The sequence below is a fragment of the Pseudoalteromonas sp. BSi20480 genome (assembly GCF_000241365.1).
Taxonomy (GTDB): Bacteria; Pseudomonadota; Gammaproteobacteria; order Enterobacterales; family Alteromonadaceae; genus Pseudoalteromonas; species Pseudoalteromonas marina.
On the sequence record NZ_BADX01000048.1, the window covers coordinates 47,243 to 59,488 of the forward strand.

Genomic DNA, 12,246 nt, shown 5'->3' on the forward strand with positions numbered 1-12,246 from the left:
AATTCTTATATGAGTTGTTATTTTTTAAGTGACAACTTTGCACCTTTTAAGCTTTTACGCACATTAGATATACGCGAACGGTTTACCGCGCGAGCTTCGCCCGTTGCTTGCCCTGATAACTTATTAGAACGAGTACGGCGTAAGTGAGCCGGCTTTTTACCTATTTTATCAATAAGCACTTCGCGGTTACTCACTTCATAGCCTTCAAGGTAAACACGCTTAATTTTTTGACCAATTAATGCTTCGATTTCAAATAATGTATTTTCTTCTTCACGGCTTACAAACGATATTGCTTGGCCTTGATTACCAGCACGGCCTGTACGGCCAATACGGTGAACGTAATCTTCAGCAAGCCATGGTAAGTCAATATTAATTACACGCGGTAATCCATCAATATCAATACCACGCGCAGCAACTTCAGTGGCCACTAACACACGTACCTTACCTTCTTTAAACTCACGTAAAGCACGGCGTCGGTTACCTTGTGACTTATCGCCATGGCAAACGGTTGCAGGAATGCCATCGAGATTTAATTCTTTAACTAGCTCATCCGCTGTGTCTTTCATATTTACAAACACAAGTACTTGCTGCCAGTTCTTTTTACCAATCAGCTCAGAAAGAAGTTCTTGTTTGCGGCGCTCTTCCACTGGGTATACAACGTGCTGTACAGTAGATGCGGTACTGTTAGTTTGGTCAACACGCACAATTTCAGGTTGCTTAAGTACCTTAGAAGCAAATTGTTTAATAGCTGCAGGGAATGTAGCCGAAAATAATAAAATTTGACGGTCATCAGCACAGCTTTTAATCACAGTTTGCATATCTGTGATAAAGCCCATATCAAGCATACGGTCGGCTTCATCAAGTACTAGGTGCTTTACATTGGCCAAGCTTAAGTTACCTAGGCGAATGTGATCTAATAAACGACCCGGAGTTGCGACTACAATATCAACGCCTGCTTTTAATGCGTTTTCTTGGCCTGCGGTATTTACTCCACCAAATAAACTCACTACTTTTAGTGAGGTATGCTTTGCATATTCTTTACAGTTATTGGCTATTTGCTCTGCTAATTCTCGTGTTGGTGCTAAAACCAAAGCAGTAGGTGCATTGGTTGTGCTTAAGTCTGATTCAATTAATTTTTGGATAACAGGTAAAGCAAACGCGGCAGTTTTACCGGTACCAGTTTGTGCACTGGCTAAAACGCCTTTACCTTTACGAACAGCTGGAATTGCTGCGCGTTGAATGGGCGTAAGAGTGTGATAGTTGAGTTCGTCTAATGCCTGGATGATTTCAGGTGCGAAACTAAAAGATTTAAAATTCATGCTGTATAACCTACGGCCACATTATCAAGGGTCGCAAATTATACAGTAAAAATGAGCCAACAGTTAGTTTTAAACAATATTACTATTTAAATATTTTGTTTTATAAAAGTACCTTACCTGTAACCCAAGAGTTTCTTTCACAAAGTAGCCGCAATCTCACTTCTCGCAAAAATATTTACCTCATAAAAATTTACAAAATATACTTATTATTAATTTTTTTAAACGTGTTATTGCTCTACAGCTTTCTTATGTATAGAATTCAAGCCCCATTTAAGGGACATTTAAATAAGGATTTAATAATGATAAAAAGATGTTTAACTGCAGCAGTATTAGCAAGTGCTTTCGTAGTAACCCCAGCGCAAGCAGATGTTAACCCATGGCAACAATGTGGTATCGGTGCAATGGTTTTTCCTGATAATGGTACAGCCGCTGCTATCTCAAACATTATTTGGGATTTAGGAACAACAGCTGTTTCTTCAAATGTTTCATCTGTAGAAAGCTGTAAAGGTGCAAACGTTAAAACTGCACAATTTATTCAACAAACATTCCCAATCTTAGAGCAAGAAATTGCACAAGGTGAAGGCGAGTACATCTCAGCAATGCTTAATGTACGTGGTTGTGACAGCGCAGCTCACACGCAAATGATCTCAACAATACGTAATGATTTTGCTCAAACATCTGTAAACGATGCTCAGGCTCTTTACACACTTGTTGAAAGCAACATTGCTAGCCAGTTCTCAGCTAACTGTTCTGCAATATAATATATAAAAGGGCTAATTTAGCCCTTTTAGCTCTTCTACCCCAAGCCCGTTGGGTATTTATGAAAATTCATTCTTCAATAATTTTTATTTTTTTTATTGCTTCGTTTAATATTCAAGCATCAACAACATTAAAACAATTAGCACAACATCCCACATGGCTAAGTTTAGGCCATTACAAAAAACCAGCGTTTAATGAGAGCTATATTACAAACACATCATTTTTTATATCTTCACTGGGAGCAACAAGCCCTTTTGAAGAACTAAAAGCGACTGTGCACAGCTTTAATTCAAATCCATTAACCCAATGCAAATACCCAGCAAGATACACGTGGCTACAAAAACAAGGGCTCACATTTACACAGCCTAAATCCTCCTGTATTGAACTAGAACAATGGCGAGATGAGCAGCCTATACATTCTATAAGCCTAATATTTGCATCGGGTTATATGAGTAACCCCGCATCACTTTATGGGCATTTGTTGTTAAAACTAAATCGGTCATCAGCCAAAAATAATAAACTACTCGATTACAGCATAAACTATGGTGCTCATGTACCGGATAACGAAAATGGACTAGTTTATATAACAAAAGGCTTGTTTGGCGGTTATAAAGCGGGATTTTCAGATCAATTGTTTTACCGCCACCAACATAATTATGGCGAGATAGAACTCAGAGACCTTTGGGAATATAAGTTAGCCTTAAAAAATAACGATACAAGGTTTATTGCTAATCATTTATGGGAAATACTCGGTGCGCAATTCGATTACTATTTTGCTGATGAAAACTGTGCTTTTCATATTGCGCAGCTAATAGAGCTTGTTATAGGAGAGCAGTTAACAAATAACAGTTCGCCTTGGATGATCCCTACAACTGTTTTTTCAAAATTAAATCAGGCAACTTATAACAATAAAAAGCTGGTTCAAGACGTACTCTTTACGCCATCTAGGAGTACTGTTTTTATTGAGTACATGAAAAAGCTGACTGCCAACGAATCAAACATTGCAGAGAAAATATACAAAACACCTGACTTTCTTGAGCAAGATGATTTCATCTCACTCAATATAAAAAGTAAAAAGCGAATTATTGAAACATTATTTGAGCTAGCCCAATTACAGCAAATAAAAAAACACAATATTGACCATATTAAAAGCTTAAAAAAAGCACTTATTAAAACGCGTTTAACGCTCCCAATTGGCAATGAAGTGAACGTTTCATCATATACCCAGCAAGCGCCTCACAAAGGGCAAAAACCGTCAAACATTTCTGTTTCTTCAACACGAGTAAATAAACAACACAACCTAGGGTTAGGATTTAGGCTTAGTTATTTTGATTCCTTAGCGTCAGATGTTGCACGCATTGCGTTTTCTAATTTAGAAATGGTTGATACCGAAGTCTCAATTTTAAACTCTAAGGTGTACCTAGATAAACTACACTTACTGGACCTTGAGTCCTTTTCACCAGCCTACGTTGAATGGCCACAAGAAAATAACTTATCATGGAAAATTAATGCTGGTTTTGAAAGACAGAATACACTTTGCCGAAGCTGCACAAACACGTTTTTAATGGGGGGAATAGGTAAATCTTATCTTACCAACAATAATAAAACCTTAATTTTTACGCTTGCTAACGGGTATATTGGAGATCTCGCTGCTACAGACAAGATTTATGATTCATCGTTAGAACTAGGTGTAATAACAACACTATACTCAGATATAAAATTAAGAGCTTCTCACGAACAATTTATTTTAGGAAATGATGAGAAGTCATCAACTCAAGCTGAAATATCAATTCCAATTAATCAAAATTTTGACATTCGTTTCAGTTATAAGCATGCAAACTTAACAAGCTGGAAATTTAAATTAAATTATTACTGGCAATAAAATAGGCCAAAAGTGAAATCATTTACGCTTCACTTTTGGCTTAAATCTTAATTAAGAAAGAGTTAATACTTCATCGCTGTTAAGTAAACGCGCCTTGCCACCTACTACATCGGCTTCGTTTAACTGATTAATGAGTGGCAACCCTATTTGTTGCTGCTCATCATTCAGTGGCAAATACGGCAATCTAAATACGGGGTTTACCGCGCCCGTCATCATCAATGCCGTGTTTATTGCAATCGGGTTTGGCTCGCAAAACAACCAGTTCATTAAAGGTTGTAATGAGCTATTTAACGCATCATTTTTAGTATCCATTAGCTGGCGAAACAACTCAGGAATAAGATTAGAGGTAACCGATATAACACCGTGGGCTTTGTGTACATGGCGTGCGTCGTGCGCTTCGTCATCGTTACCAGACCAGCACGCAATACCTTGCTGCTCGTAATGTGCAATTCGCTCGTTACCACCGCATTCTTTTACACCAATTAAGTTAGGGTGTTTTGCTAATGGCTCAATAATATCAGGTGTTAAATCTTGCCCTGTGCGCCCTGCTACGTTGTAAATAAACGCAGGGCCTATATCGAGCACGCGTTTAAAGTGCTCTTTTACACCGGCAATAGACGTACGGCCATAATAAGGGTTAATTTGTAGCGCTGCATGCATACCACTTGCAAAGCCATATTTGGTGGCCTTTATTGCCTCGCGCGTATTATTACTGCCTGTATTACCAACAATTAGTAACTGGTTGCCATACTTGTTTGCACTGTGCGCAATAAGCATTAAATGCTCTTCCCAGTTCATTAACTGACCTTCCCCGGTTGTACCACCAACCACAATGCCATCTACACCCGCTGCAATTTGTATTTCGACGAGTTCATCATACTTGACTAAATCTATTTCACCATTAGCTAAATACGGGGTTTTGATAGCAGTAATTAAGCTTGCTTGTTTAATTTGTTCTAGGGTGCGCATAAAAATTCATTATTTATAAAACTTGCGCTATTTGTAACATACTTACACGCATTTTTGCAGGTCTAAGCTAATAATAAACGTAAAATGGCTTGTGTTATTTAGTTTGATAATACAAAATATAAACACTGTATATTTAAACAGTATTTGTATTTTTAACTTTAGGCGAGCCATTATGCGTTTATCTGACTACTTAGCCACTCATTTTTATACCACCGATGAGCTTTGCCATGCTTTAAATATTGACGCCGAACAGCTAGATACGTGGCAGCAGCAAAGCATTTTTCCTAAACCAAGTTATTGTATAAAAAGCCAACTAAGTTGTAGCTCGTACTCTGGTTTGTATGAATGTGAAGAGTACGATGATTATTACCCGCGAGGTTGTGTAAATTGGGGGCAAGGGCTAATAAAACAAAAAATTGAATCCTCAAGCAATGCCTTTAATTACTTTGCGCAGCAGTACACAGCAAGCCTGAGTAAACTTGCTCAGCAAGGCTTTAATTTTAATGAAGAATTATTTGGCTGCGAAATAGACGAGCATTTACAGCAAGTGTGGCAACAGTTTTTATGCAGCAAATACGGTGTACTGACACAAAACGGGTTAATTGACGAAATAGTATGTGTGGATATAGGCCGCTTGCTGGTAGACGATATTACTGAATTGCGCACTAAAGGAAGTTTAAACCAACAAGAGCGTACGCAGCTGCACCCCGCGATGAAACTGCTCAATAAAGCATTAGGGCACGGGGCTGATCACGAAAAACAACACACATTGCGTGCCCGTTACATAGATGCACTTATTTTAAAGTACGATTTATCGATTAAATAAATACGGCTGAGATTTATACAAGTTTGGGGTTTAAAATACAGAGTAACGCAAATGGCGATATATGTTTACGTCGCCACTGTATTTTACTAACTAATAAGAGTGCTTTTTACTAGCCAATGGTGTTGTAAACGTCAATATTACTGCTTGTTAGAAGCCCGGTAACTTGTGTTCCAAAAGCTTTAAAATGTGGCTCGTTTTTGTGCGATTCAAAATGCTCATCTGATGCCCACTGTTCAGTCACTAAATAAGTCGTTTGCTGCGCGTCACTTTTTACCGATAGCTCATAACGTAGACAGCCAACTTCTTGGCGCGAGTACTTTTGTAGATTTTCGAGTGCGCTTAATACAACTTCTGCATCAATATTTTTGCTCGCGATTGTGGCAATTACCGTTAACATGATCAGTCCTTTTTAAAAAACAAAGGTGCAGTTTTGCTACACCTAATGTTGTTTTGCGTATTTTATTACTGATCCCACTGCGGCGCAAAATCAGGCGTTGCTTGGCGGTCGCCACAATCAAGTGCATCAATACGGGCAATGTCTTCATCGTCTAACTTAACATGGTCGTTAAAGTTATCTTCCAAGTTTTTACGCTTGGTTGACGATGGAATAGTAGTCATATCATTTGCGTTTTCCCAAGCAATTACAATTTGCGCAGGTGAAGCGTTATGCTTATTCGCTATATCAAGAATCGTTTCATCTTTTAGTACTTTACCGACCACAAACGGCATATAAGCCGTTACGTGTATACCGTGCTGAGCGCAAAACGCACGTAATTTTGTATTGGTTAAGTACGGATGTACCTCAACTTGGTTAGTAAATATTTCACGCGAGTCTAGCGTTTGCATTGCTTCGTTTAAGTTTGCAATAGTGAAATTAGACACGCCAATATGTTTTGTTAAACCAAGCTGTTTAGCTTTTAAAAGCTCAGTTAGGTACTCACTCATTGGCTCATCGTTTGATGGCGCAGGCCAATGAATAAGCAATAAATCAACAGAGTCTACTTGCAGCTTTTCTAAAGACTTTTCTACGCTTGCAATAAAATCAGTTTTATTGAGTTTGTTATTCCACACTTTAGTCGTTAAAAATATTTCGCTGCGCGGAATGTTACTATCTTTTATAGCTTGGCCTACTTGCTCTTCGTTACCATAAATTTGCGCTGTGTCTATATGGCGAAACCCGACATCTAATGCCATTTTTACCGAGTTGTATGCAGTATCGCCTTCTAAACGAAATGTTCCAACACCTAAATTCGGCATTTCAATTACACGTTGTGTCATGAATCTATCCTTATACGTTGGTTTAAAATACAGCTATTGAATAGCGTTAAAAAATACACCTTTTACTTTCTCAAAAAATAACCTCACAGTAGCTATGAGGTTATAAAAATGCGTTTCAAGGGTTTAATGATACAAAGTTTACACTTTATGCTCGCTGAATTTCACACTTATCGAGCAAGCCACTGTAACGAGTCACTATAAGTGCCAATACAGAAATGACGGCGCCTATCCATGCTGTGTCTCGCAGAGTCATACTTTCCACTACGCTTCCACCAATGATTGAGCCAAGTGCAATACCAATATTAAAAGCGGCTATATTTAATCCAGATGCAACATCCACAGCATTAGGTGTATGTTTTTGTGCTTGTTTTACAACGTAAAGCTGTAAGCCTGGCACGTTACCAAACGCAAAGGCGCCCCAAACTAAAATGGTAAGTACGGCAGCTACTTTATTATCCATGGTAAATGTAAGTGCCAATAAAATAATGCTAAGAGCACTAAATATAATACTGAGTGCACTTATTGGTCCGCGTTTATCCGCAAGTTTTCCACCCCAAATATTGCCTACCGCTACAGATGCACCATAAACCAGCATAATTAAACCAATAGCTGAGGGTGCAAAGCCAGTTTCCTGCTCTAAAATCGGCGCTAAATAAGTAAATGCTGTAAACGTGCCGCCATAGCCTAAAATAGTCATTAAATATACGAGTAATAAGCGCGGTTTAACAATAACCTGAAGCTGTTCTTTAAAGGTTGCAGGGATAGACTGCTTCAAGTTTTTGGGTACCAAAATAGCACTTCCTACCAAAGCAATTAAGCCCAACACTGATACCACTAAAAATGTTGCACGCCAGCCAAAATGCTGGCCTATCCACGTTCCTAATGGCACTCCTGTTACAAGTGCAACCGTGAGTCCCGTAAACATAATTGCAATAGCGCTGGCCTCTTTATCTTTACTTACTAAGCTTGTGGCAATCATAGAACCAATTGAGAAAAACACCCCGTGGGCTAAGCCTGTTAAAATACGCGCAAGTATTAATGTTTCATAACTTGGCGCTTGCCATGCTAATAAATTCCCCAGCACAAATAAGCCCATTAAGCTTATAAGTACAATTTTACGATTCCATTTCCCGGTGAGTGCAGTAAGTACCGGTGCACCAATAGCCACACCTACCGCATATAAACTCACTAGCAAACCCGCTGAAGGTAGGCTTACGCCTAAATCGTTTGCAATAGTAGGCACTAATCCCACTATTACAAACTCGGTTGTTCCTATTGCAAATGCGCTTAAGGTGAGCGCCCACAAAGCCAATGGCATAATTAAATCCTCATTATTAGTTAAGACTTACAGTTTGACTAAAAATGTGTTTGCAAAAAATAGCATTAGTGACAAAATACTTTTGTAATAAATGCAAAAGTAAGGTGCTAAAATATGGCTCAGCATGCAAAAACCGAAGACTTAGAAATGTTTTTAACGGTAGTAGATAGCGGGAGTTTTTCAGCAGCCGCGAACTTGCTTAATCAGCAAGTAGCAAAAGTGTCGCGTGCCGTGTCTCGTCTTGAAAATACGCTACAATGTACGTTACTAAACAGGACCACCCGCCGATTAGAGCTAACCGAAGAGGGCCATACCTTTATTAAATATGCTCGTGATGGCTTAAACACCTTACAAACCGGCGAAGAGGCAATCAAACTGTTAAAACAGTCGCCCAGTGGAAAGTTACGTATTGATGCAGCAAGCCCTTTTGTACTGCATCAATTGGTACCTTTGATTGCTGAGTTTAATATGCAGTACCCCCACATTACGCTTGATATTACCTCTCACGACAGCATTATTGATTTACTAGAGCATAAAACTGACCTAGCCATACGTATTGGTGATTTAAAAGATTCAAACCTGTATGCAAAAAAGTTGGGGGCCAGTAAATTGCATTTGGTCGCAAGCCCTGAGTATTTGAAAAACGCACCTGAACTTACTCAAGCAAGCGATTTGGGCCAACATAAACTTATCGGCTTTACCGACTCACCCGCGCTCAATAACTGGCCTCTTAACATACCCTCAAAGCTTTCGTTTGAAATCACAGCAAGCAGCGGCGAAACAATTAGACAACTATGTATAGCAAACCAAGGCATTGCTTTACTCTCGCATTTTATGATTGGAAACGATTTAAAAGCTGGTAGGTTAGTCAATGTTTTACCAAATAGTATTAAAACACCAAACCACCGAGAAGATATACAAGCCGTTTATTACAAAAACAGTGCGGTGTCGTCTCGCATTGTTGCATTTTTAGATTTTATAAAACCAAAGCTTGCATTATAAGTGGCCTTTTTACGCTTTTAATCAGTATAAACAGACTTATAATTAATAAAGGATTGATATGGACTCGTTAACACAGGTTGCTTTGGGTAGTGCTGTAGGCTTCGCCGTGCTAGGCAATAAAATTGGTCGTAAAGCGGTATTTTGGGGTGCAGCGCTTGGCACCTTGCCCGACTTAGATGTTTTTTTACCTTATGGCGGCCCTGTAGAGTCATTTACTTATCATCGCGGTTTTAGCCATTCCTTCTTTATCCATTTATTAATAAGCCCACTTATCGTATGGCTTATATTAAAATTACACTCTGGCATGCAAACTTACAAAGTGAGATGGTTTTGGTTAGTGTTTTTGTGCTTATCAACCCACGCATTGCTAGATAGTTTTACCGTATATGGCACCCAATTAATGTGGCCGTTTACTGAGTACCCTTTTGCGTTATCAAATATGTTTATAATTGATCCCCTTTATACACTTCCATTATTGCTAGGATTGGTGTGTACGTTACTTCCTAAAGTATCATCAAACACCGCCTACAAAATTAATAGTATTGCGCTTGGATTAAGCTCACTTTATTTATGTACGTCTTTTGCATTGAAAGTCATGATTGATGACAAAGTAAAAACGGCGCTAAACAACAAAAACATTACGTCTGAGAAGTATATAAGCACACCAGCGCCACTTACTACCTTGCTTTGGCGAGTCGTTGTTATGTCTGACGATCATTACTATGAAGGCTATGCCTCTGTATTTGATGAACCCGACGAGGTAACACTTAGTGCATATCCTACAAATCCCTCGCTATTAAATAACATTAAAAATGAATGGGGTGTAAAACGCTTGCAATGGTTTACAAAAGGGTTCTATTCAGTAAGAGAGCAGCAAAACAAAGTGATTTTGTCAGACTTACGCATGGGAATGGAATGTCAGTATGTGTTTAATTTTCAAGTAGGTGAAATAAATTTAGAGGGAGTCACAGCCAGTAATTTTGACAAAATAAGTCAACGTCCAAGCTTCAATGATATGGATAAAATATGGGATAGAATTTGGCAACCCAGCAATTCACCCCTCAACAATACATGCAACAACGATACTAATCATTAAATAGTGTTATCGTCCCCAAACAGCTGAGTTCTATTTTTACCAAGCGATTTTGCTTGGTAAACAGCGTTGTCTGCTTGTGTAAATAAATCTATAAATGTGTTTATTGTATTACTTATGGTCATACCTATACTCACAGTCACAGGCTTATTATCGACTAATATGTCCGCAATAATGGCATGCAATCTATTACAAAATAGTAAGGCCCCTTTTTTATCTGTGTCTGGTAGCATGATTAAAAATTCTTCACCACCATAGCGGGAAATTAAATCTGTTTGTCGTCCAAAACTTTTTAGTGCTTGCCCAAGCTCTTTTAAAACTCGGTCACCTTCTAAATGACCAAAAGTATCGTTAATTATTTTAAAGTCATCTATATCTATAACAAGTAACGCAATTGTTTGCTTTGACCTTAACGATTGGTCCAATAACAACCCACTTCGGTAATTCATTTCTCTTCTGTTTAATAAGCCTGTTAGCTCATCGGTTGCTGCTAAAGACTTTAGTTTTTCAGCTTGCTCTTCTAACTTTTCTCGTGTTTTTATCAACTCATCGTAAAGCTGGTCTTGCTTAATTGCATTAAACAAACTCCAGAACACCAATCCCTCTTCATTTATATGCGCGTTAATAGTCATCGGGGTTTTTCGCCCTTGCCCATTAAAAATGATCAACTGCATTTCTTCAGACTTTTTCTCATGAAGTACGGTGGGAATAAGGTAGCTTTGAAAAAAAATTCTTGACGATTTTGTCAAAATTTTATTTATATTTTGACCCACTAACTCGTCCGGCTTCCAAAGTAAGTGGCTTTCAAAATAGTTGTTTACATAAACAATTGTATTTTTAGAGTCAGTTATTAAAGCACCGCATAGAAAGCAGTCAACTGAATAAGTTGTTGGTGTTACATTATTTGGGTTGAATTTACTCACACCAATTACTGCATGTAATTAATAATAGATTCACTTACAATCTCGGGATGAGTCATTTGTAAACAATGACCTTGGGCGGCTATAACAATGAGCGAGCTGGTTTCTATCTCTTGTTTTACGAACTCACCAACAGATACATCCGCCAAAGCATCATCTTGGCTTTGCAAAATTAATGTAGGTTGTTTTATTTTCTTTAATAGAAAACGATAGTCAGAAAAAAACGTCGCCTCTGCGAAATTTTTGGCTATAACAGGATCGGTAGAACAAAAACTACCTGAAAGCTCGCCAATCAACTCAGCCGAGTTAGCATTACCTACAACTAAAGGTGCAAGGTAATCAGCCCAACCGATATAATTTTTATCCATTAAGCTTAATAATTCTTGCAAGTCTTCTTTATCAAAGCCACCTTGGTAATCTGGCGGGAAATTTAAAAAGCAAGGCGAGGGGCATACCATAATTAACTTACTAATTAAATCAGGCCTTTCAAAAGCAGCCAAGGCACCAATCATACTACTGACAGAATGGCCAACAAATACTACATCCGATAAATTTAACTCTGTGCACACCTCTATTACATCTAAGGCATAACCTTCTAGTTTTTTGTATCGTTGTTTGTTGTATTGAGATATGTCTGAATTACCTGAACCCACATAATCAAACAGTACAATTTTAAACTGCTTTTCTAAATAAGGAGTTAAAAAACGCCACATGTTTTGGTCACATCCAAATCCATGTCCAAATAGCAATGTTTTAGAGCCGCTACCAATTACCTTTACATTGTTTCTCGTTTTTATCGATTCTGAATTTAGCACTTTAAAGCACGCCTTTATCTGTAATATAAGTAATGTTATCGACAAAATGTTAAAAGCTAACTTGT

12 protein-coding genes are annotated in these 12,246 nt (G+C 38.2%); 5 read left to right on the forward strand and 7 right to left on the reverse strand.

What is annotated here, in order from left to right; translation table 11 throughout:
- Positions 1–17: 17 nt before the first annotated feature.
- A complete protein-coding gene (locus P20480_RS13375; RefSeq protein ID WP_008127915.1) occupies positions 18–1,319 on the reverse strand; it encodes a DEAD/DEAH box helicase in 1,302 nt (433 codons plus the stop codon).
- A 299-nt stretch (positions 1,320–1,618) separates the two neighbouring features.
- Between P20480_RS13375 and P20480_RS13370 the strand changes: the two genes are divergently transcribed.
- Both P20480_RS13370 and P20480_RS13365 read left to right on the forward strand, forming a co-directional pair.
- A complete protein-coding gene (locus P20480_RS13370; protein WP_008127917.1) occupies positions 1,619–2,080 on the forward strand; it encodes a DUF3015 family protein in 462 nt (153 codons plus the stop codon).
- Positions 2,081–2,139: 59 nt separating this feature from the next.
- Entirely contained in the window at positions 2,140–3,960 is a 1,821-nt protein-coding gene (locus tag P20480_RS13365; protein WP_008127920.1) for an Lnb N-terminal periplasmic domain-containing protein, read from the forward strand.
- Between the two features lie 51 nt (positions 3,961–4,011).
- Here P20480_RS13365 and dapA read toward each other — a convergent pair whose 3' ends face one another.
- Positions 4,012–4,929 carry a 4-hydroxy-tetrahydrodipicolinate synthase gene (dapA, locus tag P20480_RS13360; protein ID WP_008127922.1) on the reverse strand — a complete coding sequence of 306 codons (918 nt, stop codon included), beginning with the start codon at positions 4,927–4,929 and terminating at the stop codon, positions 4,012–4,014.
- Between the two features lie 172 nt (positions 4,930–5,101).
- Here dapA and P20480_RS13355 point away from each other — a divergent pair, with 172 nt between their 5' ends.
- A complete protein-coding gene (locus tag P20480_RS13355) occupies positions 5,102–5,755 on the forward strand; it encodes a DUF6058 family natural product biosynthesis protein (protein WP_008127925.1) in 654 nt (217 codons plus the stop codon).
- Positions 5,756–5,864: 109 nt separating this feature from the next.
- Here P20480_RS13355 and P20480_RS13350 read toward each other — a convergent pair whose 3' ends face one another.
- The 3 genes from P20480_RS13350 to P20480_RS13340 all read right to left on the reverse strand — a co-directional run bounded on the left by P20480_RS13350 (position 5,865) and on the right by P20480_RS13340 (position 8,351).
- Positions 5,865–6,152 (reverse strand): putative quinol monooxygenase, encoded by a 288-nt coding sequence (locus P20480_RS13350; RefSeq protein WP_008127926.1) that lies wholly within the window; start codon positions 6,150–6,152, stop codon positions 5,865–5,867.
- 65 nt (positions 6,153–6,217) lie between these two features.
- Positions 6,218–7,033 (reverse strand): 2,5-didehydrogluconate reductase DkgB, encoded by an 816-nt coding sequence (dkgB, locus tag P20480_RS13345; RefSeq protein ID WP_008127928.1) that lies wholly within the window; start codon positions 7,031–7,033, stop codon positions 6,218–6,220.
- 145 nt (positions 7,034–7,178) lie between these two features.
- Positions 7,179–8,351 (reverse strand): MFS transporter, encoded by a 1,173-nt coding sequence (locus P20480_RS13340; protein ID WP_008127929.1) that lies wholly within the window; start codon positions 8,349–8,351, stop codon positions 7,179–7,181.
- A 114-nt stretch (positions 8,352–8,465) separates the two neighbouring features.
- Here P20480_RS13340 and P20480_RS13335 point away from each other — a divergent pair, with 114 nt between their 5' ends.
- Positions 8,466–9,353 (forward strand): LysR family transcriptional regulator, encoded by an 888-nt coding sequence (locus tag P20480_RS13335; protein ID WP_008127930.1) that lies wholly within the window; start codon positions 8,466–8,468, stop codon positions 9,351–9,353.
- 58 nt (positions 9,354–9,411) lie between these two features.
- Positions 9,412–10,449 (forward strand): metal-dependent hydrolase, encoded by a 1,038-nt coding sequence (locus P20480_RS13330; RefSeq protein ID WP_008127932.1) that lies wholly within the window; start codon positions 9,412–9,414, stop codon positions 10,447–10,449.
- Here the strand turns inward: P20480_RS13330 and P20480_RS13325 are convergent.
- Positions 10,446–11,369, reverse strand: a complete 924-nt coding sequence (locus P20480_RS13325) for a diguanylate cyclase (RefSeq protein ID WP_008127934.1) — start codon at positions 11,367–11,369, stop codon at positions 10,446–10,448. The genes P20480_RS13330 and P20480_RS13325 overlap by 4 nt on opposite strands.
- A gap of 5 nt (positions 11,370–11,374) precedes the next feature.
- Positions 11,375–12,181, reverse strand: coding sequence for an alpha/beta fold hydrolase (locus P20480_RS13320; protein ID WP_033025149.1), 807 nt, complete (start codon positions 12,179–12,181; stop codon positions 11,375–11,377).
- Positions 12,182–12,246 lie beyond the last annotated feature (65 nt).